The sequence below is a fragment of the Flavobacterium sp. ABG genome, from assembly GCF_001027725.1.
Classification (GTDB): Bacteria; Bacteroidota; Bacteroidia; order Flavobacteriales; family Flavobacteriaceae; genus Flavobacterium; species Flavobacterium cupriresistens.
The window spans coordinates 1-24,887 of the sequence record NZ_LEKS01000017.1 but is presented as its reverse complement, the minus strand read 5'-3'; the positions used below and the strand labels follow the sequence as shown (position 1 = coordinate 24,887).

Annotated in this window: 21 protein-coding genes; 12 read left to right on the top strand and 9 right to left on the bottom strand. The window is 34.9% G+C overall.

What is annotated here, in order from left to right; translation table 11 throughout:
* Nucleotides 1-207: 207 nt before the first annotated feature.
* The 4 genes from AB674_RS23095 to AB674_RS16290 all read right to left on the bottom strand — a co-directional run bounded on the left by AB674_RS23095 (nt 208) and on the right by AB674_RS16290 (nt 3,897).
* The gene (locus tag AB674_RS23095) at nt 208-1,194 is read right to left on the bottom strand and encodes a CocE/NonD family hydrolase C-terminal non-catalytic domain-containing protein (RefSeq protein ID WP_240478103.1); all 987 of its coding nucleotides are present in this window, start codon (nt 1,192-1,194) and stop codon (nt 208-210) included.
* 36 nt (nt 1,195-1,230) lie between these two features.
* The gene (locus tag AB674_RS23090) at nt 1,231-1,950 is read right to left on the bottom strand and encodes a CocE/NonD family hydrolase (RefSeq protein ID WP_240478102.1); all 720 of its coding nucleotides are present in this window, start codon (nt 1,948-1,950) and stop codon (nt 1,231-1,233) included.
* 166 nt (nt 1,951-2,116) lie between these two features.
* Nucleotides 2,117-2,839 (bottom strand): LytR/AlgR family response regulator transcription factor, encoded by a 723-nt coding sequence (locus tag AB674_RS16295; RefSeq protein ID WP_047778337.1) that lies wholly within the window; start codon nt 2,837-2,839, stop codon nt 2,117-2,119.
* Nucleotides 2,836-3,897: a sensor histidine kinase gene (locus tag AB674_RS16290; protein ID WP_240478101.1), complete on the bottom strand. Its 1,062-nt coding sequence runs from the start codon at nt 3,895-3,897 to the stop codon at nt 2,836-2,838. The genes AB674_RS16295 and AB674_RS16290 overlap by 4 nt, the downstream gene beginning before the upstream one ends.
* A gap of 499 nt (nt 3,898-4,396) precedes the next feature.
* On the opposite strand from AB674_RS16290, the gene AB674_RS16285 reads away from it, so the two are divergent.
* The gene (locus AB674_RS16285) at nt 4,397-5,128 is read left to right on the top strand and encodes a hypothetical protein (RefSeq protein ID WP_047778416.1); all 732 of its coding nucleotides are present in this window, start codon (nt 4,397-4,399) and stop codon (nt 5,126-5,128) included.
* A gap of 102 nt (nt 5,129-5,230) precedes the next feature.
* On the opposite strand, the gene AB674_RS16280 is transcribed toward AB674_RS16285, so the two are convergent.
* Complete coding sequence (locus AB674_RS16280; protein ID WP_047778335.1) at nt 5,231-6,391, bottom strand: SMP-30/gluconolactonase/LRE family protein; 1,161 nt, start codon at nt 6,389-6,391, stop codon at nt 5,231-5,233.
* 317 nt (nt 6,392-6,708) lie between these two features.
* Here AB674_RS16280 and AB674_RS16275 point away from each other — a divergent pair, with 317 nt between their 5' ends.
* A complete protein-coding gene (locus AB674_RS16275; protein ID WP_165579388.1) occupies nt 6,709-7,752 on the top strand; it encodes a sensor histidine kinase in 1,044 nt (347 codons plus the stop codon).
* A 28-nt stretch (nt 7,753-7,780) separates the two neighbouring features.
* Entirely contained in the window at nt 7,781-8,485 is a 705-nt protein-coding gene (locus AB674_RS16270; protein WP_047778334.1) for a LytR/AlgR family response regulator transcription factor, read from the top strand.
* Between the two features lie 78 nt (nt 8,486-8,563).
* Here AB674_RS16270 and rsmG read toward each other — a convergent pair whose 3' ends face one another.
* The gene (gene rsmG / locus AB674_RS16265) at nt 8,564-9,193 is read right to left on the bottom strand and encodes a 16S rRNA (guanine(527)-N(7))-methyltransferase RsmG (RefSeq protein WP_047778333.1); all 630 of its coding nucleotides are present in this window, start codon (nt 9,191-9,193) and stop codon (nt 8,564-8,566) included.
* Between the two features lie 107 nt (nt 9,194-9,300).
* Between rsmG and AB674_RS16260 the strand changes: the two genes are divergently transcribed.
* The 4 genes from AB674_RS16260 to AB674_RS16245 all read left to right on the top strand — a co-directional run bounded on the left by AB674_RS16260 (nt 9,301) and on the right by AB674_RS16245 (nt 13,090).
* On the top strand, nt 9,301-10,398 hold the full coding sequence (locus AB674_RS16260; protein ID WP_047778332.1) for a fatty acid desaturase family protein: 1,098 nt from the start codon (nt 9,301-9,303) through the stop codon (nt 10,396-10,398).
* Between the two features lie 73 nt (nt 10,399-10,471).
* Nucleotides 10,472-11,662, top strand: a complete 1,191-nt coding sequence (locus tag AB674_RS16255; protein WP_047778331.1) for a pyridoxal phosphate-dependent aminotransferase — start codon at nt 10,472-10,474, stop codon at nt 11,660-11,662.
* Nucleotides 11,663-11,888: 226 nt separating this feature from the next.
* Complete coding sequence (locus tag AB674_RS16250; RefSeq protein ID WP_047778330.1) at nt 11,889-12,338, top strand: nuclear transport factor 2 family protein; 450 nt, start codon at nt 11,889-11,891, stop codon at nt 12,336-12,338.
* A 158-nt stretch (nt 12,339-12,496) separates the two neighbouring features.
* Entirely contained in the window at nt 12,497-13,090 is a 594-nt protein-coding gene (locus AB674_RS16245; RefSeq protein WP_047778329.1) for a hypothetical protein, read from the top strand.
* A 123-nt stretch (nt 13,091-13,213) separates the two neighbouring features.
* On the opposite strand, the gene AB674_RS16240 is transcribed toward AB674_RS16245, so the two are convergent.
* Nucleotides 13,214-14,272, bottom strand: a complete 1,059-nt coding sequence (locus AB674_RS16240) for a serine hydrolase domain-containing protein (protein WP_047778328.1) — start codon at nt 14,270-14,272, stop codon at nt 13,214-13,216.
* Nucleotides 14,273-14,580: 308 nt separating this feature from the next.
* Here AB674_RS16240 and AB674_RS16235 point away from each other — a divergent pair, with 308 nt between their 5' ends.
* The 4 genes from AB674_RS16235 (at nt 14,581) to AB674_RS16215 (ending at nt 19,403) form a co-directional block, all read left to right on the top strand.
* Nucleotides 14,581-16,449, top strand: coding sequence for a peptidase U32 family protein (locus AB674_RS16235; RefSeq protein ID WP_047778326.1), 1,869 nt, complete (start codon nt 14,581-14,583; stop codon nt 16,447-16,449).
* A gap of 855 nt (nt 16,450-17,304) precedes the next feature.
* Nucleotides 17,305-18,507, top strand: coding sequence for a formate-dependent phosphoribosylglycinamide formyltransferase (gene purT / locus AB674_RS16225; protein WP_262487209.1), 1,203 nt, complete (start codon nt 17,305-17,307; stop codon nt 18,505-18,507).
* Between the two features lie 3 nt (nt 18,508-18,510).
* Entirely contained in the window at nt 18,511-18,828 is a 318-nt protein-coding gene (locus tag AB674_RS16220) for a DUF6370 family protein (protein WP_047778322.1), read from the top strand.
* Nucleotides 18,828-19,403: a Crp/Fnr family transcriptional regulator gene (locus AB674_RS16215; protein WP_047778320.1), complete on the top strand. Its 576-nt coding sequence runs from the start codon at nt 18,828-18,830 to the stop codon at nt 19,401-19,403. The genes AB674_RS16220 and AB674_RS16215 overlap by 1 nt, the downstream gene beginning before the upstream one ends.
* 205 nt (nt 19,404-19,608) lie before the next feature.
* Here AB674_RS16215 and aceA read toward each other — a convergent pair whose 3' ends face one another.
* Together aceA and aceB are read right to left on the bottom strand one after the other, a co-directional pair.
* Nucleotides 19,609-20,889: an isocitrate lyase gene (gene aceA / locus AB674_RS16210; RefSeq protein ID WP_047778318.1), complete on the bottom strand. Its 1,281-nt coding sequence runs from the start codon at nt 20,887-20,889 to the stop codon at nt 19,609-19,611.
* A gap of 252 nt (nt 20,890-21,141) precedes the next feature.
* On the bottom strand, nt 21,142-22,743 hold the full coding sequence (gene aceB, locus AB674_RS16205; protein ID WP_047778316.1) for a malate synthase A: 1,602 nt from the start codon (nt 22,741-22,743) through the stop codon (nt 21,142-21,144).
* 208 nt (nt 22,744-22,951) lie between these two features.
* Here aceB and AB674_RS16200 point away from each other — a divergent pair, with 208 nt between their 5' ends.
* A complete protein-coding gene (locus AB674_RS16200) occupies nt 22,952-24,433 on the top strand; it encodes a helix-turn-helix domain-containing protein (RefSeq protein WP_047778314.1) in 1,482 nt (493 codons plus the stop codon).
* The last annotated feature ends 454 nt before the right edge of the window (nt 24,434-24,887 follow it).

Below are 24,887 nucleotides of genomic sequence, written 5' to 3'. Positions count from 1 at the left end.
GTCCTAAAAGAATAATATTTTGATAATCCCAATGCACAATAAAGAAACAATACCAATTAACTCATAGTTGATTTATTTTTTATTCATTGGCTCAATTAAAAAAATCTGAAATCAAAAGCATAGCTCATAACTATTTCTACCTACTTAAACCCGACAGCTTCTTAGAACCTGTCGGGTTTGTCTATTTTTAACCTTCATTCCTCTTATTTATTTCCAAATTGGAATTTTCACAAAACTATCTGTATACCATTTTACTTTCAATGGCACTTTTGCGTCTTTTATCGTTTCTTCCGTTACTGTCTTCCCCGTTCCGTAATTCAATTCTGAAAAAGGGTTTTTATTTACATTTAGCACCACAACCAAACGACTGCCTTTGCTCAATTGTTTACTGACCAAATGTGTATTCGAAAAAGGAATTGACGCTATTCGGTTTGGTTTTAATAAATTTCTTTTTGTAGCATCTTTAGCATAACTGGCACGGCCTAAAAAATAAGACAAATGAAAGTATTCGCCATTTGGCATTATTTCATAAAGTGTCACACCAATATCCATGTCTTTTTTATTGATACTTGCTTTTATTTCGCCCGAGAACGAACCATTTATCAACATAGGCTCTTTGAGTACATCACTTATAAAAACAAATCCGTTGCTGGTATTTATTTCTTTTCTAATAATGGGATCGGGATAATACTCATTATTCTGTGTTTGTCGGTCTGCGAAATCAACCTCCTGATACAGATATTTTTTCTGAACTGTTTTTTTATCATTTAAGGCATAAAAATCTCCGGATTTGTTGTCGGTCAAATACAACCGAAGGAAACCATTGCTCATTTTGTCAAGCGAAGAGGCACTGCGCCACTCATTTGTGCCCATCACTTCATAGTTGATTTTATCTTTCAGTATTTCGGGTTTTGGGCCGTTTTTCAGAATATAGTCCAACCATTGGTAGGTTATTTTTTTTATATCGATTAACGCTATTGGATCAACCTTATAGTTATACAAATCGGTTTCACCACCAATCTGAGTACCAAAGTGACCATATGGGCCGATAATCACATAAACCGAAGTGTTTTTACTGTATTTCTGAAGTTCTCTTACATAGGACAAACTGGAGTTTTGGGAGTCGTTGTAATAGCCGTCAAAAACTAAAATCGGTATCTTTATTTGAGCGAATTCTTTTCCGTAAGGCGTCATTTTTTGCCAATATTTATCAAACGAAGGATGTTTCAGTCATCTCTGAAAAAGTCGGTTGGGAACACCATCAATACTATCCATTTTTTTATAGGCAACGCCGGTTTCCCACCATTTAAACATCATTTTCCTAAAACGTTGTCTGTCATTTCCTGCAACAGTATCGAGGTATTTTGTACTACCGGCATAAAATGACCATTCGTAATTAGGGTTTACAAAAATGTTGTTTTCCATCGGTAGCCCCATCCCGGCTCTATTGGCGACATAAGGAACTATGGTTTTAAGCGCCGGATGCATTTTCTTGCAAGCCGCCCATTGAGTCAACCCATTATAGCTTCCTCCGTACATTCCAACGCTTCCATTACACCATTTTTGTTTACTAATCCAATCAATCACATCGTAGGCATCATTTCCGTCATTCTCATAAGGAAATACCTCATTGGGGCTAAACCGCTTCCCTCTTGTATAGGCTATAACTCCTACATACCCGTTATCTGCTGCTTCTTTTAAAGATTTTATATCCCTTCCTTTATCCCTGACATAAATCGTAAATTGAAGTACTACCGGCTTTGGCGTACTGATCCCTTTTTTTCGTACTACCATTGCCGATATCCATGCACCATCTCGTGTTTTGACCATCACACTGTCCTGAATATCATAGGCACTTTTCAAATCTTGTGACCTTGTTGCACTTGTCTGTTGTGCGAATGCATTTGATAGTATTAAAATAAAAAATGCAAAATTTAAAATTGATTTCATTGCTTGTTTTTTAGTATGCGTTTTTGAAATTTGATATACGGCAAAAGAAGTCCACAACGATATCTAAGGATTCATTTTTCATAACTGTTCTGCGTCTAATACTGGTGTGTGTTTTTAACGGTTTGTTACTTTTGCTGTACAGGACAAAAAAACAAAGCTGTTTCTTTTACCAAATCCCGTTGTTGTTTTTAAATTTGACCGATTGACGGTTTGATACTTCTAACAATTCTCCGGTTTTCAGCTTTACTTCTAACCTGCCACTCCTGGTTTGGTTTACTTCGAGGATGTGCTTAATATTTATAATTTCAGTTCTGTTTATTCTAAAAAAGACCGTTTCATCCAATAGCGCTTCCCATTGGCGGAGCGATCGTCTTTGCAGTGCTTTTTTGCCTTGAAAATAAAGTCTGGTATAATTTTCCAGTGATTCAATTAAATAAATTTCATCCAATTGAATAAAGAATCGTTTCTCTCCGTCCTTAATGAAAATCTTCTGGTCGCTCGTTACGGCATTAGACAGGTCACTTTTCTGTTTTATGGTATTCCTTATTTTTTCTATTGCTTTTGCAAAACGTTCCTCGCGTATGGGCTTCAACAGATAATCTAAGGCATTTACTTCAAATGCTTGCACGGCATACTCATTATAGGCCGTAGTAAACAATACGGCCGGCGCATTATCTAAAGATTCTAATAAATCGAAACCTGATTTCTCGGGCATCTGAATGTCTAAAAAAATTAAATCCGGCATTTCTGTTTCGATTAAATCCTTAGCATCATCGGCATTTTCAGCCTCGCCTATAAGAACAAAATCTTCGTAAATCTTCAATGCTCTTTTCAGCTCTTCTCTGGATGAACGTTCATCATCGACTATGATAACTTTTATCTTTTTCATTTCGAAGGTATTAAAAGAGTTGCCAAAACGGTTTCGTTTCCGATTTCTTTAATTTCAAAAGAGGCATTTCCGTTATAATACAAGAGTAGTCTCTCTTTCAGATTATGTAATCCTATCCCCGGATTTTTTCTCTCATTGTGTAATTTTCCCGAATTTTGAACACTAATTTTTATGAAATTATTCTCTTCCTCAACCTTAACAATAAGGAGTCCGCCGTGTTTTCTTTTTTCAATTCCGTGTTTTATTGCATTCTCAACCAGCGACTGGATACTCAAAGGCAAAATCAAATAATCTAATACTGCTTCATTTACATCAATTGTTATTTCCAAACGTTCCTCAAATCGAATTTTTTCCAGCTCCAGATAATCTTTAACAAGATTCATTTCCTCATTTAAAGCTACTAATTCTCCATTATTAGTCTTTAAGGAATTCCTTAGCAGCTCAGACAAAAGATCAATCGCTCTCCTGGCCGAATGCGGGTTTTCTAGTACGAGGAATTTTATCGTATTCAAGGAATTAAAAAAGAAATGCGGGTTAAGCTGCGCACTAAGATTATTTAACTGTGCTTCTTTTATTATAATCGACAATCGGGCATTTTCCTTTACCCTCTCTATTTCAAGCCTTGAATAATGATACAAATGATAGGCCAATACCCAGATAGACATTAACCTTGTTCCGGTTATAAAAACCTGCAGCTGTGTCGTTTTAAAAAATGTTATAAAGGAAACCTCCGTATTTTTTAAAAGAAACAAACGCACTAAATAAAGTTTGCCAACAATCAAAAACAAATACAAGAAGGAAAGAATCAAAACACTAAGTACCATTTTGGGAACTAATCTTTTCAGCGTTAATTTATTCCATCCTTTTTTTAAAGCAAAATTTCTGTAAAGATGTGTTATTGCAATGCCAATCGATACATCCAGTATCAAATCTGCAAGGCCTATTTTCCAGATAAAATTACCGGTAAAGAAAGCTGAAAATCCCCAATACAAAGAAGCAGTACTCCAGGCAATGAGCTGAATTTTCCAATAGATCGATATTCTTGTAACTGTTTTCAATATAAAAGTAGTTGTTGCTGTAGTAAAGATATCTCTCTATTACAGATGGCGCAAATAAAAGTACAGGAACGAAAAATAATAGTCGACAAACGACATTCTTTTGTTAATTATACGATTCAGACACAAAAAACAGACGACAATTTCTATACTACCACTAAAACGAATACTACATTGACCCCGAATAATTTTTATAAATCCTAAAGAGCACACTGTTCATTTAAAGTCCCAATCCATTTAAAATAATGAATTACAAGATCTTACACCATTAACAAAATTCATCCGTTTTCTTTTTCGAAACAAAAACGAAAAATCTTCACTACCCTGTTGATAGTTAACAACATACAAATCATAAAAACCTTATTCTATTACTTTTAAAACTTATCAAAGCCCTTTCAAATTCAGGATATAATAATTTTGTCTTTAGTTAAGAACGCATTTATAAAACTATTTAATGTTAATCCAAAACTTAGAAAAAGATGTAAATTATAATCTATTGAAAATGAAAAACATAAAAAATATTCCCCCAATAATTATTGAATCAAAATGTATTACCAGTACCCTGGATTACAAATGGAATGATCGGGTAATAGAGAAACTATTAGATCCCCTTCAAACAAATGAAGAATTGGAAATCACACTCAACAGACTGAATCAAAAAGCTTCATTAGCCCTTGCTGCTGCCTTGCTCGAATGGGTCTATTGGCGTTTTAAAAAACATACGATACTGTTTGATGATCTAATGCAACGTATTGAATCTCTTTGGTGCTCTATAGAAAATCACGAAAACACTAAACCGCTAATTTTTGATCCCAATCTAAAATATCTGGCATACGGTTATGTAAAAGGTCCAATATGGGTTGCGCTTGTACATGTGAAAATGATCGATATGAAGTACCGAAAAGGATCTGATTTATTACAAAGTGAATTAGTCGGTTTAGTATTGTTGGTGCGCCACATTACCCCTAAAAAGAAAGCGTTTGACAGCTGGTTTATGAATTCGTTATTTGAACTTACCTCTTTATTTCCACTTGAAAATCACCAAACAAAGCACTCAGAAATGACTCCTTATGATTTTACAACAGAGCCTGTAATTTGCCGTGAATTTTTCTTCAATCCTAATTTTAAATATAGCGATGCCACTTCAAGACTTGCCTTACGTGAATTTATTTCAAATATTGATTTGATCAAAAATAAGTTCTGTCTCGCTAAAAAGGAACTTGCGACCGCCTGATTAATGGGAATATAGAAAAATCTAACGTTCGAGATTGTACGCAATCCTTATATAGAGACCACAAGTATTTTAGAGGAAATACTTGTGGTCTTATTTTGAATTTTATTTTAAACCCTCCAAATCAAAACTTGAAATGGTGTGAAAAGGATCCGTTCCAATATTTTTTACTCCTTCAAAAGTATCGTAATTCACGACCAGCAATTTGCCTTTGTAAATAATGGTTTCACAAGGATTATCCAATTGTCCGTCTGAACCATCTGCATTTTCATTCTCCCAAATCAAAGAAATAGTATTGGTATTTAAGTTTAATTGATGTACACTATTGTTATCATAATTGGCAATGAAAATAGAGTTTCTGCTCTCATCATAAAAAAAGCCATCGCTGCATTTTAACTGATCCGAATCAAAAACAACTTTTTTAGATTTTACTTTTCCATCATTAAAAAACTCAATTTTAGTAATCACACCGTCTCCAAAACTGCCTCCATACAAATTCCCATTTTTATCAAATGCAATTCCGTCAATTCCGAGTGAGTGTTTTGCAGTCCCGGGTTTTAAAGTAAAAGTACTGATGAGATACTTCTCCTTATTTGAAGCATCCAGTACAATTTTATCTTTGTTTAATTCGTCAAGCGAAAAACTATAAATACCGCTTTCTTCCCCTTTATTAAATGAAGCATCGGTAATGTAAATGCGGTTTTTAGACCACCGAAGTCCATCAGAAAAATTGAATCCTTCCACCAAAACTTCCGTATTAACCGGTTTTCCATTTTTCACTATGACTCTAATTAATCTTGAAGCATCCGATTGTCTTGCAAAACACTGGTTGTCTACTACATATAAATTCCCGTCCGGACCAAACTCCATTCCCATAGGATGCACCCTTTTTGTCACCGGATGCACTGGTAATTGATCAAACCAGGTTATTGGTTTGTCATTTTTATCAAAAATTAGAATTTTACTTCCGAACTTTTCAAATGAAGTTGGGTTGGTAACAGACAAGTATAAATTTCCCTTTTTATCCAAAGCCATTCCGTCCGGAGTGGTGCAGGTTTCTCCTAAGTCTGCAAATAAGGTTGGTTTTATTACTTTGGAAGTTTCACTATACAGTATTCTCTGTTTGGCCCTCTCTGTAGACAAATCGGATCCTTTAAATCTTGCATCTTCACGATACAAAATCTCTTTTCTGTCCTTTTGTGCAAATAATTTTGGAGTTCCCGCTAAAATCAAAACACCAATTGTCGTTGTAATTATTTTTTTCATTCTATTTAAAATTTAATTATTTTCGGCTTTCTAAATTCCGTTTTTATTTTAGTTTACTTCCCAGAAATAAAACTAACAGCAGAATAAATTTGATCATCTTTTCTTATTTTAAGCGAATATAATTGCAAAACAATGCCGCTGTTTTTGGCACTGATGAAAAGACACTTTCAGCATTCAAATAATAAATTTTTAAGGAATGCATCATTCGTATGCTGAAAGTTAATTTTCAGCACCTAAAGGCTATTATTTATCTTAAGAAATCAAGCTCTCCTCTATATTTTAGTATCTTGCCGCAATTAAAACTACCTATGCTTTTTTTGAAAAACCTCGATATAAAAAGAATTCTCCTTCATTGTGTTTATTGGATTTCTTTTTTGCTTTTATACATTAATTCAAAGTCCAACGACACTACTTATTACGATTTTACTTTCGTCTACAGTTGGAAAATTTTAGCACAGGTAATTGTTGCCTATGGCTTAATTTATTGGATTATTCCTCAAACACTTAACAAAAAGAAGTACTTCGTTTTTCTGTTTTGCGCAGTAGGCTGGCTCTATCTTATTTTTGCCCTTTTGATGATTTTAAAATATTATTATTTAGAGCCTAAATTCCCCGGTTTCTTTGATGATTGGCTCGGACATAAAATGTCGGTTCCGGAAAGATTAACTTCTTTTACACTAATTTTTAGAGAATTCTCTTTTATTACCTATCCGATTATAATTCTGGGATTTATAAGTTTTAATCGAAAACAACAACGACTGTTAAAACTGGAAGAAGAGAAAAAATCAATGGAACTGAAGGTTTTAAAAAACCAATTGAATCCTCATTTTCTTTTTAATACGTTAAATAATTTATACACTTTAACTTTAAAAAAAGACGATAAAGCACCTGAAGTAATTGCAAAATTATCTGAGATTCTGGATTTTGTTTTATATCGCTGCAACGAAGATTTTGTTTCGATTGAAAAAGAAATTACTTTAATTGAAAATTACATTGCGCTGGAAAAACTTCGTTACGATGAAAACCGATTAGACATTTCATTTACAAAAGACATCCTTGAAAACAACAAAATTTCTCCCTTAATACTATTGACTTTTATCGAGAATGCCTTTAAACACGGAGTTGTAAATGAAACTCAAAAAGCAAAAATTCAACTTAATTTAGTCTGCAAAAAGAACCAAATTATTTTTTGCATTGAAAACACCAAACCTCAAAATGAGTTCGCATCCGTTTCAAACAAATCTCAAATTGGTTTAGTGAATGTCCGAAAGCAATTGGACTTGTTATACCCTAAAAAACACCAACTGGAAATCGAAGAAACGAAAACTAATTTTAAAGTAAAACTTTGTCTTTATCTTTAGATTTTAAAACCATTTATTCTTTAATTGAATGAAATACAAATGCATCATCGTTGACGACGAACCATTAGCCAGAGAATTAATAACTTCTCATTTGGTCAATTTCGAAAGTTTTGAATTAATAGCTTCTTTCGAAAATGCACTGAAAGCGTATTCTTTTTTAGAAACCAATACCATCGATTTAATTTTTCTGGATATTGAGATGCCTTTACTAAAAGGAAATGATTTTTTGAAGAAATTAAAAAATCCTCCGAAAGTAATTTTTACTACAGCTTACAGGGAATACGCCATAGAAGGTTATGAACTTAATGTGATTGATTATTTGTTAAAGCCAATTACTTTTGATCGCTTCTTTGTTTCGATAGAAAAATTCAAACAGTTACAACTTCCAAAAAAGGAAACAAAACCAGCAAACGAAAATCATATTTTTGTTACCAGCGGAAGTAAAAACATCAAGATTGTATTGGATGAAATTTTGTATGTCGAAAGCCTTAAAGATTACATTACGATTCATCTTGAAAACGGAAAATCACATCACATTAAACAGAATATTTCGGTTTTTGAAAAACTGTTGGGTCCAAATTTTGTACGGATTCATCGTTCTTATATTATTCAAACACAAAAACTAACCGCCTATTCTAAAAATGAAGTAGAACTAAACGGCACAGAAATCCCAATTGGAAACAGCTACAAAGAAAACTGGCTACATCATCTGGACGCAAACATTCTAAAATAAAAAATCCGGATCGAAACCCGGACTCTTGAAACTTTCAAACCTGAAACTTGAAACCTGAAACTTTTAAAACAAAAAGCCCTAAGCCTTAAACTTCAACGGCAAATGCACTACTTTTTTAGTTTCGAAAAACTCATCTTCAAAAATTGTAGACAAATCATATAAAGTAGCCCCCGGAAAATCTTTCAATTCTTCGGTCAAATCTCCTCCTTTTAGGTAAAGGATTCCATTTTTCAAGGCATGTTTGTGTTGTTTTTTAATTTTATTTTTGATCCAGGAAACAAAATCCGGCATATTGGTTACGGCACGACTCACAATAAAATCGAAATCTCCTTTTGCATTTTCAGCACGTAATTGTTCTGCTTTTACATTTTTTAATTCTAAGGCATCTACAACTCCCTGAACTACTTTTATTTTTTTTGCGATAACGTCAATTAAATAAAAACGGGTTTCGGGAAAAAGAATCGCCAGAGGAATTCCAGGGAATCCACCTCCGGTTCCAACATCCAGAACGGTTGTTCCGGGTTCAAACTTCATGATTTTTGCTATTCCAAGCGAATGCAAAACGTGTTTTGTATATAAGGCATCAATATCTTTGCGCGAAATAACATTGATTTTTTCATTCCAATCGTGGTATAAAAAATCTAATTTTTGAAATTGTTCGATTTGAATGTCGGTCAAATCAGGAAAATATTTCAGAATCTCATCCATTGCTCTAATTTTTTAACAAAAGTAATACTTTACGATTGAAATATTTAACTCAATTTTGTAAATTGAAAATTTATAATAATTACCTTTGGAGCCTATTTAAATTAATTATGAATAACACTGCACCTACTTTTGCAAGGCAAGACAATCTGAAGTTTTTCAGAACCCTTAACTCTCGGGTTAACAATTACTTCAAGGACAACAATATCCAAAAAACCGGAAACTGGAAGCTGCACTTAAAAGCGGTTATTCTCTTTGCTGTTTTCCTGACGCCGTATTTTTTAATCCTAACACTAAATATGCCGTTTTGGGTTATGTTACTTCTATCTATCGTGATCGGTATTGGAATGGCAGGTATTGGAATGAATGTGATGCACGACGGAAATCACGGTTCGTACTCTAATAAAACCTGGATCAACAAATTTATGGGTGGAACTATTTATGTTTTGGCAGGAAACGTTTACAACTGGCAGGTACAACATAATGTTTTACACCATACGTATACGAACATTCCGGGACATGATGAAGATTTAGATGCAGGAAGAATTATTCGTTTTACCAAAGATGCGAAATGGCATAGTTTTCATCGTTTTCAACATTATTATTCTGTTTTCTTATACGGTTTATTGACTTTCAATTGGGCAATCACAACCGATTTCAAACAAATGAAACGTTACCTTAAAAGAAAATTATCTTACGGCGAACTTAAAAACCCTAAAATACTTTGGACTACTTTAATTATTACTAAAGTTATTTATGTTTCCATTTGGATCGTTTTACCGATCGTAATTGGAATTACCTGGTGGAAAGTTTTAATTGGTTTCTTCGTAATGCATTATACGGCCGGATTAATTTTGAGTGTTGTTTTTCAATTAGCGCATGTTGTAGAAGAAACTACAAACCCTTCTCCAAACGAGTTAGGAGAAATGGACAATACCTGGGCCATTCACCAATTGTTTACGACAACTAATTTTGCCCCTAAAAATGCCATCGTAAACTGGTACACCGGTGGATTAAATCACCAAATCGAACACCATATTTTTCCAAATATCAGTCACATTCACTATGGTAAAATTGCAAAAATCGTAAAAGAGACTGCCAAAGAATGCAACTTGCCTTATTACGAGTACAAAACAATGACAAGTGCAGTTATTGCTCACTTCAAACATTTGCGTGATCTTGGAATGAAACCTGAATTATCGGTATAAAACTAAAAAAATCTATTAATAATTAACCTTCCTTAACCAGCTTAGAAAATTAAGGATACTCAAAATTTTTATAATGAATCATATTCTTTCGGACAGAATCAACAACTTAGCTACTTCACAAACATTAGCAATGGCTGCTTTAGCACGCGAATTAAAAGCACAAGGAAAAGATATCATCAGTTTAAGTTTAGGAGAACCTGACTTTAATACTCCTGATTTTATTAAAGAAGCGGCTAAAAAAGCAATAGACGAAAACTACAGTACTTATTCTCCGGTTGACGGATACCAGGAATTAAAAGAAGCTGTTTGCAGAAAATTCAAAAGAGACAATGGTTTAGAATACAAACCTTCTCAAATTGTAGTTTCTACAGGAGCAAAACAATCTTTATACAACATTGCTCAAGTAATGTTAAACGAAGGTGACGAGGTTATTTTACCAGCTCCTTACTGGGTGAGTTATTTCGAAATTGTGAAACTTTCTGGTGGAGTTCCTGTTGAAGTTCCAACGTCTGTAGATACTGATTTCAAAATTACACCTGAGCAATTAGAAGCTGCCATCACGCCAAAAACAAAAATGATGTGGTTCAGTTCTCCTTGTAACCCAAGTGGATCTGTTTACAGCAGAGAAGAGTTAACTGCTTTGGCAAAAGTTTTAGAAAAACACCCTAATATATATGTTGTGGCTGATGAGATTTATGAGCACATCAATTTCTCAGGAACTTTCTGCAGTATCGGTTCAATCCCGGGAATGTTAGAAAGAACAATTACCGTAAATGGAGTTGCAAAAGCATTCGCAATGACAGGATGGAGAATCGGTTACATCGGAGCTCCGGAATTCATCGCAAAAGCATGTACCAAAATCCAAGGACAAGTAACCAGTGGAGCAAACAGTATTGCGCAACGTGCTACAATTACTGCAGTAGATGCTGATCCAAGTGTATTAAACGAAATGGTTCAGGCTTTCCACGGTCGTAGAGATTTAGTGGTTGGATTATTAAAAGAAATTCCAGGTGTAAAAATCAACGTTCCGGAAGGTGCATTTTACGTTTTCCCTGATGTTTCTTCTTTCTTCGGAAAAACTTTAAGAGGAACTGAAATTAAAGATGCAAACGATTTATCAATGTATCTTTTATCAGAAGCAAACGTAGCAACTGTAACAGGTGATGCATTCGGAAATCCAAATTGTATTCGTTTTTCTTATGCAACAAGCAACGATATTTTAAAAGAAGCCTTACGCAGAATCAAAGAAGCTTTAGCAGCTTAATCACGATTCTAATGCTATAAATGAAGCCTCAGGAAATTTTCCTGAGGCTTTTTTTTGTTAACATTTCATTTGAAAATTAGACAAAATTATAGTCCTATATTTGAAAACAAAATACAAGGACATTCCCTAATCTTAGCCAATTATAATAGGATGCAAGAGCCCTTCTAATACTAGCAATCTAAATCTCATAAAACTAAAAACAACAACTAAACCAATCTAACTAACTATGAAACAATCCCTTATTTGTTTTGCCTTATTTTTAATCAGCAGCTATATTTCCGGACAGACCAAACAAGACAGCCTGGCAATAAAAAGAGCTGCTCTTGATTACATCGAATCGCAACAGGTACCAAATCCCAAACAAATGGAACAGACACTACACCCGAGAATGGTCAAACGAACCTTTTGGAAAGATAAAGCGACCGGCAAAGATTACGTTCGTGAAACCACGACAGAATCTATGGTCCTACTTGCAGAAAGCTACAACAAAAACGGAGATAAGTTTCCTGCTACACCCAAAAAGGAAGTCAGACTGCTTGATGTTTCAAAACGAACTGCTTCTGTAAAATTAATTGCCGATGAATGGATTGATTATATGCATCTCGTTAAAATCAACGGGGTCTGGAAGATCATCAATGTGCTTTGGGAATTTAATGACATCAGCAGACAACAATAAAAAACTAACCTCATCAAGACTCAAATTACATAAATGGAAGCCTCGGGAATTTTTCTGAGGCTTTTTTTATTCATCTCAAACAAAAAAAGAAAACATGTTATTTTTTAGGACGATAAATCTTATTTTCGCCAATATATAACAACTATAAAATCAAACAAATGACCAAAAACTTTCGTGCTCTTTTTTACATTAGCACCTTACTACTACTATCTTTCAACCAAACCAAAGCTCAAAAAACAGGTAATTTTATTAAAGCATCCATAGGTTTTGCATCCAGCAGTTCTCTATACATAGAAAATTATGGCCAGCAAGATGAAGTAGACGTCATGGGTTCTGGTTTTTATACAGAAGGAGAATATGTTTTTGGAATAACTTCATGGTTTAGCGTAAGACCTTATGCAGGAATTATTTTAACTTCTCCTGATAAAAATCCGGAACTACAAAATCAGCCTCAATACAAAGTAAATACCAGAGCTTTTTTAGTGGGAGGAAAAATTCGTCTATGTGCACCAATTCCCTGGGTAGCTCCTTTTATTGAAACCGGTATTGGTGCCTCTATTGGTTCATTTGAAACTTTTACACCTTCACATAATTTCAATAAAAGCGATGTCCTAATGCACATCCCTATTAACCTTGGATTAGCAGTAGGCCCTAAAAACAATATAGAGATTGCTGTTTCTTTTTACGTGCATCCGGCAGCCAAACAATCTACCGGAATCTTTGCCGCAGGGTTTTCTTTTCCTATAGATTAATAAAAAATATACTGAAATTAAAAGTAAAAAAGTCTCACGCAGATTTAGCGGATTGAAAAAAAAATCCGCGGAATCTGCGTGAAAAAATCGCTTAACTTAATGACATTGACCTAAAGCGAGAGGCTAATCCAACAACAAAGCCGCTATCTCTCTTGTAAGTGCAGTTGGAGAATTGCAATCACAATTACTCAAACCAATTACATAAATTTTGCTAGCCGGCTCATAAACGCCCATCGATTTAAAACCAAAAATACTGCCTCCATGTTCATATACAAGCTTCCCTTTTACCGCATCAATGTGCCATCCATATCCGTAGTCCGTTTTGGTACCGTTATTTAGTTGATAATTAGTGAATACTTTCGCAGTAGTAACCGGACTAAGCAACGTATGGACAGCAATTGCATTTTGCCATTTCAACAGATCCTCAACATTTGACATTATCGATCCCGAAGCATAAGGTATAGAAAAACTGATATAAGGTGCATTTACATAACCCTCTCTATCACGATAACCGGAAGCCCTGTTTTTTATTACCTTCTCATGACTTGCATAATAAGTATTGTTCATCTCTAACTTCTTAAAAATATTATGGTCAATAAACTCCCCAAAAGTTTTACCTGACACCATCTCAATAATATACCCCAAAAGAACATAACCCGAATTACAATACTTATACTGTTCACCCGGCTTAAAATCTACTGGTTCCTTCTTAAAAAAATCAACTAATTCCTTAGGAGATAAATCGCTTTTGGCAATATCTTTAATTGCTTTCATACTTGTAAAATCCTTAATTCCTGAAGTATGGGTCAACAAATGATGAATCGTGATAGTATTTCCGTTGGTTGGATAATCCGGAATAAACTTGGTGATTTCATCGTTCAATTTCAGTTTTCCTTGCTCAACTAACATCAAAATGGAGACCGCTGTAAATTGTTTAGTCATGGAACCAATTTCAAAAATAAAGTCCGGCTGCATTGCAACATTCAGTTCTAAATTAGCCTTTCCAAAAGCTTTCTTGTATATAATCTTTCCCTCTTTAGCAGCTAAAAATACGCCTCCGGGACCTTCGGGTTTGAATTTTTCATTTAATAACTTATCTATTTTGGCTTCTAAAGTCTGAGCAAAAATAACAGGCTGAAAAATGAAACAAGAAACAATACAAATTTTAAAAATTAATCTCATTTGATACTCTAATTAAGGGTTACTATTTGTTTTGACGACATTGGGAATCATTAGGTTACAAAAAGCAATATCTATCTAAAATCATATTAATCATTTAATTGGCAAAGAGAAATCAGTATAAGAATATCATGTAAATAGCTTTGGGAATAAAACATATACAAAGAAACACAGTAACTTCTTAAACATCATCATTCCATATTAGCCACTCATTTCAAAAAAAATCACCGCAGCACTAGCAAACTCAAATTATTTATTAGAACTTTGCACACTTTTTTCCGGGAAAACCACAAAAGCCTAAAGTACTAAAAATGAAGAAGAAGATTGAAATATTAGCCCCTGCTAAAGATTTAATTGGAGGAATTGCTGCCATCAATAGTGGCGCCGATGCAGTTTATATTGGCGCACCATTATATGGAGCACGCTCTAATGCCACAAACTCTATTGAAGATGTTGCAGCATTGGTAAAGTATGCACACTTATTTAACGCTCAGGTTTTTGTCGTTATCAATACCATTTTATATGATAACGAATTAGAAACATGTCGTTTAATGATTTGGGAATTATACAATATTGGAGTTGATGCCTTGATCATTCAAGATATGGCGATTATGGAAATGGACTTACCTCCTATCGTACTTCACGCCAGTACACAAGCCAATAATCGTGATGCCGACAAAATAAAATTCTTAAAAGATGCCGGAATAAAACGTGTTGTTTTAGCACGTGAATTGAACCTGCACCAAATTAAAGAAATCTACGATAAAGCAGATGTTGAATTAGAATTTTTTGTTACCGGCGCCCTATGTGTTTCCTTCAGCGGAAATTGTTATATGAGTGTGGCCAATGGAGAACGTAGTGCCAACCGTGGTTCTTGTGCTCAAAACTGTCGTTTACCATACAACTTAATCGACGGAAACGGAGAAACTTTAATCAAAAACAGCCACTTGCTTTCTATAAAAGATTTTGATGTTTCAAATGAAATTCCAAATCTGGTTGAAGCAGGAATTGTTTCTTTTAAAATCGAAGGCCGTCTAAAAGATATCGTTTACGTAAAAAATAACGTTTCGTATTTACGCCAAAAATTAGATGCTTACTTAGAAGGAAGTGATAAATATACCAAAGCTTCTTCGGGAAAATGTACTTACAGTTTTGATTCTGCTTTGGATAAAAGTTTTAATCGTGGTTACACCGACTATTTTGTAAACGAAAGACACAGTTCAATTGGCTCATGGGAAAGTCCAAAATCAAAAGGACAATACATTGGTAAATTGGTTAAAACAATAGGAAACGCTTACCAAATAGAGAATGGTGAATTATTGAATAATGGTGATGGACTATGTTTCATCAATGAAAGCAATGAAGCAGAGGGAATTTATGTCAACAAAGTTGAAAATGGTTTGGCCTATCCTAACGTTTTAAAAGAAATTAAAGACGGTACTTTTATTTATAGAAATAATGATGCCGCTTTCATTAAAATTGTAGAAAGAGAAGACAGTGCCGTACGTAAAATCAGCACCACTTTATTATTGACCGAAAACGAAAATGGCTTTGAATTAATTGCCACTGATGAAGATGGAAATGTAAGTATTGTAACTTTAGTTCACCCGAAAGAACAAACTAAAAACAACGAATCAATCGCAGAAAACTTTAAAACCAATCTGGCAAAAACAGGTTTTACTCCTTATACTGCAGATGAAATTAATGTACTATTTTCTCAAAATTGGTTCCTTCCTATTTCAAAAATCAACGAAATGAGAAGAACCGTTTACGAGCAATTATCCGAAATTCGTTTGGCCAATTACAAACGCGAAGAACACCAATTGGTAAAAACGTCACACCCTTATCCTGAAACTAAATTGGACTTTATGTACAATGTTTCAAATAAAATAGCGCGTAAATTTTACGAACGTCATGGTGTAACTGAAATTGAAAAAGCATTTGAATTACAATGGGATCCAGGAAAATCCCGTGTAATGACTACCAAATATTGTATCAAATACGAATTAAAAAAATGTCCGATACACCAAAAAGACATTGTAGGTGTCAAAGTAAAAGAACCATTGGTATTAAAGCAAGGCGAACTGGAATACAAACTAAAGTTCAATTGTAAACCTTGTGAAATGGAAATTTGGGAAAAAGACGCCGAATTTGAAATTGAGGAAGATCATTTTCATTAAAAACACAAAACCGATACTTTTCTAAGTGTCGGTTTTTTTTATTTGAGCGTGTCCCTCCGGGTCGGGCTATGCGCTACAAGTCCTCGCACTTCCTTCGTCAGGCTCCGGGCTTTCCACTCCTATCCCTCACGCAAAACGTAAACCAAGAACTCTTTCGTTTATAATTTCACTTTACATCCTCACAAACTTGTCATTTCGAGCGAAGTCGAGAAATCTTCGCACGAAACTCGACAAAGTTTGGTGATTCAAATTATGGAGCTACTCGTAAAGATTTCTCCTTCGTCAGAAATGATAAACTTTATGATTACTGAACATAAAAATTAATTTCACGATAAATTAAATCCGCCAAATCTCCAGAATTAACGTGAAAATAAATTCCATTTTTATTTATCTTTACTCTCAAAACTAACTTCAAATGAGATCAGAAAACAAGATTACATTATACTCTATTATTGCCGGAGTTTTTGTGTGTTCTCTGTTCCCATTTTTAATATTTTCTAAAAGCCTATTTGTTGACTTATGTACTCAAATATGCAATTTCGGTCTTTTTTGGACCCCAATATTTTGGGGGATTTTACTCCCCTTATTCATCGTTTTTCTATTTTGGAATACGGCTAAAAAAATCAGTTTCTCATTAGATCAGATATCTTATCTAAAAGCCTGCTCTCAATTTTCTTTTGCAGTAAGTTCAAAGCTTATAGTATCCCTTTTTACAATATATACAATAGGAATGTTTGTTAATGGAATATCATTTGCATTACGATCACAAATTCCATATCAAATTTTATTTACAATCCTAATGATTTTATTTTTATCATTTACCTTAATGTTACTTACTTTTTTAAGCAGTTTAGTATTTATAAAACTAAGTCAAAACCCTCAAAATCTAAATTAAAAATGAAAATACTACTTCTAGGTTCAGGCGAATTAGGAAAAGAATTCACCATTGCCGCACAAAGAATCGGTCAGACCATAATTGCTGTTGACAGTTACGAAAACGCTCCTGCAATGCAGGTCGCTCATGGTTTTGAAGTAATCAATATGCTCGACGGCGAAGCACTTGACCGCATAGTAGCCAAACACCAACCTGACTTTATTGTCCCTGAGATAGAAGCCATTCGTACCGAACGTTTTTACGATTACGAAAAACAAGGCATCACCGTTGTTCCTTCTGCCAAAGCGGCCAATTTTACCATGAATCGCAAAGCAATTCGCGATTTAGCCGCAAAAGAATTAGGCTTAAAAACAGCCAAATACCAATACGCAACTTCGGCAGAAGAATTACAAAAAGCCGTTCAGGAAGTTGGAATTCCATGCGTAGTAAAACCGTTGATGTCGTCTTCAGGAAAAGGACAATCGACCATTAAAAATCAGGAAGATATTCTGAAGGCTTGGGAATATGCCGTTGCAGGTTCCCGAGGAGATGTTATCGAAGTGATCGTGGAAGCTTTTGTAGATTTCAATTCTGAAATTACACTTTTGACAATTACTCAAAATAACAATCCAACACTTTTTTGTGCTCCGATTGGTCACCGACAAGAACGTGGCGATTATCAGGAAAGCTGGCAGCCAGCAAAAGTCTCCGATAAAGATTTGTACGAAGCACAGGATATGGCCGAAAAGATTACCGAGGCCCTTGGTGGTGCCGGACTTTTTGGAGTTGAATTTTTCCTGACCAATGACGGTGTTTATTTCTCCGAACTTTCCCCACGTCCGCACGATACCGGAATGGTAACTTTGGCCGGAACTCAAAATTTTAATGAATTCGAATTGCATTTACGAGCCATTTTAAGCCTTCCAATTTTTGAAATCACCTTAGAAAAAGCCGGAGCAAGCGCTGTAATTTTAGCTTCTGAAGATTCTGCAAATCCAACTTTTACCGGAATCGAAAAAGTAGCTGCTTTACCCAAAACCGATTTCAGACTTTTTGGAAAACCAACCTCAAGACCGTACCGCAGAATGGGTGTTGTTTTAAGTCATGATACTTTAGTCACTCCAATCGAAGAAATAACAGAACGCGCAAAAGCAACTTCAAAACTAATAACTGTAAACTCTTAAAAAATGAAAAAACTAGTATTTCTTGCATTGTTATTTACCGGCCTTAACATGCAGGCTCAAGACAAAGAAAAAACCGAAAAACCTCAAATTGTAGAAACCGCTTGTGGTGAATGCCAATTCGGAATGAAAGGTGACGCTTGTGATCTTGCTGTTCGCATTGACGGAAAATCCTATTTTGTTGACGGAACAACCATTGACGAACATGGTGATGCTCACGCAAAAGATGGTTTTTGCAATGCAATCCGTAAAGCTGCTGTAACAGGAAAAATAGAAAATGACCGTTTTAAAGTGACTACATTTACTTTAATAAAACAAAAATAATGGCGCTGATTCTTGACAATATTGCCAAGCATGTTGCATTGACTCCGGATGAGCAGGCACTTTTTTTATCCAAAACAGAAACACATACCTATAAAGCCAAGACCATTTTATTAAATGCGGGCGAAATATGTAAACATTCTTATTTTGTGAATTCAGGGATTTTAAGAAGCTTTAACATCAACGATAATATTGTTGAACATGTACTTTCTTTTGCCTGCGAAGGCTGGTGGATGAGTGACATGTACAGCTATTTTTCACAGAAACCCGGACAGCTTTTTATAGAAGCTCTAGAAGAAACTGAAATCGTTTCGTTATCAAAAGAAAACCAGGAGCAATTGTATCTTCAAATTCCAAAATTAGAACGTTTTTTCAGAATTCTAATCGAAAATTCATTAGTTGCCAATCAGCAAAGACTAATGGACAATCTGAGCTTACCCGCAGAAGAACGCTTTGAAAAATTCTGCGCCAAATATGGAACATTGGTTCACAAAGTCCCTCAAAAACAAATTGCTTCTTTCATTGGTGTTACGCCAGAGTTTTTTAGTAAAATGAAAGCAAGACTTTTGAAGAAATAAAGTTTTTTTATTGCCACAGATTTCACAGATTAAAGTGATTTTTTTTGCCACGAATTTCACTAATTCACGTGAATTTTAATTCCATTATTAAACCAATTAATTAGTGAAATTCGTGGCCATATTTTTTTAATTCTTTTAATCTGTGAAATCTGTGGCAAAAAAAGAAAAAACACGGCTCAAACAAGAACCGTGTTTTTTTTATGAATTAAAATTGCTCAACCTCCGTAGAATGTTTCATTGCCGTAGTGGTTGACTTACCAATGGTAACCGTATTCTGAACCGCATCAAAATAAGAAGTCCCTACAAAAGCTTGGTGTTTAACCGCTCTAAAACCGTTTTTCTGTAAAGCAAATTCTCTTTCCTGTAACTCAGAATAACCCGCCATTCCACGTTCTTTGTACGCTTTAGACAGTTCAAACATACTAGTGTTTAAAGCATGGAAACCTGCTAAAGTGATGAACTGGAATTTATACCCCATCGCAGCCAAATCTTCTCTAAAAGTTTCCATTTCTGCCACTGATAATTTTGCAGCCCAATTAAAAGAAGGCGAACAATTATACGCTAACATTTTATCCGGAAATTCTTTTTTCATGGCATCAGCAAATTTTTTCGCATAAACCAAATCAGGATTACTGGTTTCCATCCAGATCAAATCGGCGTACGGTGCGTAGCTCAATCCTCTTGCAATTCCCTGATCAATACCGCAGTTTACATAAAAGAAACCTTCATTGGTTTTTTCACCAGTAATAAACTTAGCATCTCTCGGATCTGCATCACTCGTTAGTAAATTAGCGGCATCTGCATCGGTTCGCGCTACAATAAGTGTAGGAACCCCCATAACATCTGCTGCTAATCGAGCCGCAATTAGTTTATTAATCGCTTCCTGAGTTGGTACCAAAACCTTCCCTCCTAAATGCCCGCATTTTTTAGCAGAACTCAACTGATCTTCAAAATGAACCCCAGAAGCACCGGCCTCAATCATCGATTTCATTAGTTCAAAAGCATTTAAATTTCCACCAAAACCTGCTTCGGCATCGGCTACAATGGGCACTAAATAATCTATTTTATCTTCTACTTTATTTACCACCTGAATCTGATCAGCTCGCAATAAAGCACTATTAATTTTTTTCACAACCATTGGTACACTATTTACCGGATAAAGCGATTGATCCGGATACATTTCTCCGGCCAGATTCGCATCAGCAGCCACTTGCCAACCACTTAAATAAATCGCTTCCAAACCGGCATCAACTTCCTGAATCGCCTGATTCCCTGTTAAAGCCCCTAATCCAGCTACATAATCCTGACTTTTTAACTTTCTCCATAATTTTTGCGCCCCTATTTTAGCAATAGAGTGCTCAATCTGATAAGAACCCTGAAGCGTCACCACTTCGGTAGCAGTATACGGACGTTCAACACCTTTCCATCTTGGGTTCGTAATCCAATCGTTAATCAATTCCTGAATTCTGTCTTCTGTTGTTTTCATAAATAATATAGTTAAGTTGGTTAGTAAAAAGTTTGCAGTCTCAGTTTTCAGTTTTCAGCTGAGACTTAAAAAAAAATTAATTAGTATAATGAGTTATTTTAACATGCAGGAACATCTCTTTTCTTTCTGATGAAGTTTGTTCCATTTGTTTTAAAACACATAGCTATGTGCAAAATCAAGATTTCTTAAAATATCCCTTCCTGTAATTTTACATCTATGTTTCTATGTGTTAAAAAAAAAGTTCAACAGCTCTTATAAATATTTGTAACATGGAATCGTCAAAAAGTCAACAAAATCAGCATTAACAACTAATCTTTCCAGTACTTTTTCAGCCAAAGGAAATTGTCGTTTTTCGTAGTTTTCTGCTCCCAATTCCGTTTTTATTTTATGGAATTCCTCTAAAGCCAATTCGTGATAATAGGCCAGATTCAACTCTTTGTCAGTATCCAAAACCACTTTATTCTGAAGCCACTGCCACAATTGTGATCTCGAAATCTCAGCCGTTGCCGCATCTTCCATCAAATTATGCAAAGCTGCTGCACCCTGACCATTCAACCACGAAGCCAAATACAAAACCCCAACATTGATGTTTTTTCGAACTCCATTTTCAGTAATGATTCCAATTGGTGGTTCAATCAGATCCGCTTCCGTAATTTTTCGGTGTTCTCTTTTGATATGAATCTGGTTTGGGGTTGGCATTCCGGCATCAAAAACTTCTTTCGCCAGCGCAACCAAATCCGGATGTGCTACCCAGGTGCCATCATGACCATTTCGAACTTCACGTTCTTTATCGGTTTTTACTTTTGCAAAAGCAACAGCATTGGCTTCTTCGTTATTTTTAATCGGAATCTGAGCCGCCATTCCTCCAATAGCATGAATTCCTCTTTTATGACATCTCTGAATTACCAAATTCGAATAAGCATTCATAAACGGTGAAGTCATATTTACCTGATCGCGATCCGGAACAATAAACTTCGAATTTTTACGGAATTTTTTGATGTACGAAAAGATATAATCCCAACGGCCACAATTCAATCCCACTATATGCTCTTTCAATTCGTAGATAATTTCATCCAACTGAAAACTGGCTGTGATGGTTTCTATTAACACCGTAACTTTGATCGTTCCCCTTGCTAATTTTAAATAATCTTCGGTAAAATCAATTACAGTATTCCACCAACGCGCTTCTAAATAATGTTCCAATTTTGGAATATAGAAATAGGGTCCGGAATTATTTTCAAGCAATTGTTTATGATTGTGAAAAACATACAAACCAAAATCCATCAAAGAACCTGAAACCATTTGACCTTCTATCTGAAGGTGTTTTTCTAAAAGATGCAAACCTCTTGGACGAACAATTAAAGTCGCTATTTTTTCATTTAGCTGATAGGTTTTGTTTTTTGAAAGATCCGTATGCGAAATCGTTTTGTTAACCGCATCTATTAAATTAACCTGCCCCTCCATCAAATTTTGCCAAGTTGGAGAAGTACTGTCTTCAAAATCGGCCATAAATGTTTTTGCTCCTGAATTCAAGGCATTGATAATCATTTTGCGATCAACCGGCCCAGTAATTTCAACTCTTCTGTCCAATAAATCTTTTGGTGTTTCACCGGCAGTCCAATTGCTTTCTCTAACCTCTTTGGTCTCTAAAGGAAAAGCAGGCATGACACCTTGATCAAAACCGACTTGCGCTTGGTCTCTTTGCAACAAAAGTAATTTTCGTTGTGATTCGAATTTCTTATGCAATTCTGTTATAAAAGCAATTGCATCATCGGTCCAAATACTTGGATAAGAAAGCTTTTTTTCGGCTAAAAATTCCATTGCCGTCTCGGTAATCTCAAATTGGTTTTTCATAGCTGCAGATTTTATTTTTAAATAGTTAAATAAGATATTGTCTCAACTGATTCATGCCTTTTAAAACATTTCACTTCTAACAATCTAACCTCTAACTTGTTTTACACTACAATGTTATGAAAAAGTTTTTTACAAAACAAGCGAACGTTCGCTAAATGTGTAAAATATTTTTTTGGCGATTGTTTTTTTATTGGTTACATTTGATACTATGGATATCGAAAAAGACTATATAAAGCTGATTTTTGGGCTAAAACTCAAGCAGGTCCGCACCCAAAAGAACCTTTCGCTTTTTGGCTTAGCCAAATTGACCAACCTTTCAAAATCGTATTTAAACGAAATTGAAAAGGGAAAAAAATATCCCAAAACCGATAAAATTTTACTTTTATGTGAGCATCTCGATGTTTCTTACGACCAAATGGTCTCTTTAAAACTCGACAACAACCTCGCTCCGATTGGTGAAATTTTAAAATCCGGTATTTTAAAAGAGATTCCTTTAGAACTTTTTGGAATCCAGGAAGCGGATCTAATTGATATTATTGCGAATGCTCCGGCAAAAGTCAATGCCTTTATCAGTACGATAATTGAAATTGCACAACATTATAATTTAAGTCGCGAAAGTTTCTTTTTAGCTGCTTTGCGTTCGTATCAGGAAGCACACAGTAATTATTTTGAAGATTTAGAAAATAAGGTAATTGCTTTCTCCAAATCCTTTCAAATCAATTTAGATACTAAGATCAGTATTGAAGAATTACAGGCGATTCTAAAAGAAGAATACGAATACACTATAAAAGAAATTGCTTTTACCGATCAGGAAGCATTAGGCGATTTACGTTCCATTTATGTCCCAAAAAGCAAAACACTATTACTTTCTACAGAAATTGACGACCCACAAAAAGCATTTATACTTGCCAAAGAAATAGCCTACAATTATTTAAACCTATCCGACAGATTACTGACTTTCAGTTGGATTAAATTTGATAACTTCGATCAGGTGCTCCATAATTTTTATGCTTCGTACTTTGCCGGAGCTTTATTGCTGCCAAGACAATTGGTTGTAGACAAAATCAATGCATTCTTAAATAACGAACAACCTAAACCGGAACAGTTTGTAGCTTTAATTGAAAGTTTCGAAGTTTCACCGGAATCTTTCTACCAACGATTAACCAATTTATTACCGAAAGACTTTCATCTGAAGAATCTCTTCTTCCTAAGATTATCTCATAAAATTGGCTCTGATTTTTATCAGATAAAAAAAGAACTACACATTACCAATCAGCAGGAACCACACGCAAACGAAACCAATGAGCATTACTGCCGAAGATGGGTTTCGGTAAAAACGATTGACGAAGCCATCAGACAAAATAAACCCCACTTTTTTGATGCTCAGATTTCGAGTTATGCGAATAGCGGGAATGAATACCTGGTTTTTTCTTCCGCTACAAAAGATCCGTTTGTTGAGAATTGTATAAGAAGTATTTCTGTTGGCATTTTGATCAATCCAACGATGAAAAAGAAATTCAAATTCATCGACGGAAAACCACTCACCAAACAAATCGTAGGCGTAACCTGCGAAACTTGTGCCGTAAAAGATTGCCTGGAAAGAGCTTCCCCTCCTATTGCATTAGAGAAAAAGAAACGTCATGAGGATACAGATGCCGTTGTGCAGCAGTATATAACGCAGTATAGCTAAAAGATTTTAGATTGCTGATTTTAGATTTTAGATTAAAGACTGTTGATTGAAGATTATTGATTGAAAATTATTGATTGAAAATTATTGATTGAAAATTATTGATTGAAAATTATTGATTGAAAATTATTGATTGAAGATTGTTGATTGAAGATTGTTGATTGAAGATTGTTGATTTCAGATTGTTGATTTCAGATCGTTGATTTCAGATCGTGATTATTGATTTTAGATTTTCTCGCACCTTGTCATTTCGAAGAATGAGAAATCACACTAGAAACTCCGTTTCAATTTTCCGCAATTTTGTCATACTGAGGAACGAAGTATCTTCACGAGATAATCCGTAAAGTGTAGCTCAACAGTATCGATTCAGCAAACACAGATCCATCGTTCCTCAGGACAACAAACAGTACGGAGTTTCTCATGCGCTTTCTCGACTTTGCTCAGAAATGACAAATTA